This window comes from Aminobacter sp. P4_D5, from assembly GCF_056401815.1.
On record NZ_JBFUIP010001355.1, the window covers coordinates 1 to 526 of the forward strand.

At 67.1% G+C, this 526-nt stretch carries 1 protein-coding gene; it reads left to right on the forward strand.

Going from position 1 to position 526, the window contains the following annotated elements:
* Positions 1–120: 120 nt before the first annotated feature.
* Positions 121–526 (forward strand): phytanoyl-CoA dioxygenase family protein (locus AC1DWF_RS38370; RefSeq protein WP_476843634.1); only part of this gene is annotated, 406 nt, incomplete at its 3' end.

The following is a 526-nucleotide window of genomic DNA, read 5'->3' on the forward strand; positions in this document are numbered from 1 at the left end:
ACGTGGTGCAGACGCTCGACGCCTTCGCGGCGGGCATCAAGGCGCTCTGACGGATTCGTCCGGGCTGATTGACGTAAGCCTGCCCTGAATGTTCCACTGGCGGAAAGTCGGAGGAAACCAATGGCAGGCTCGCTCTCATCGGAGCAGACGCGCGCCTATGGCGAGCGTGGCTACGTCTTTCCCATCCGGGTGATGCCCGCCGAGGAGGCGGGACGCACCCTTGCGGCGTTGCGGGCCAGCGAGAACCGGCTCGGCAGCCGGCTCGCCGGGCGGATGAACCAGAAGCCGCACCTTCTCTTCCCCTGGGCCGACGCGCTGGTGCGCCATCCCGCCGTTCTGAATGCTGTGGAATCGGTGCTCGGGCCCGACATCCTCTGCTGGGGCAGCCAGTTCTTCAGCAAGGAGGCGCGCGACCCCGCCTATGTCTCCTGGCATCAGGACGGCACCTATTGGGGCCTCTCCTCACCCGACGTGGTCACGGCCTGGGTCGCGCTGACGCCGAGCGTGGTGGAGAACGGCTGCATGC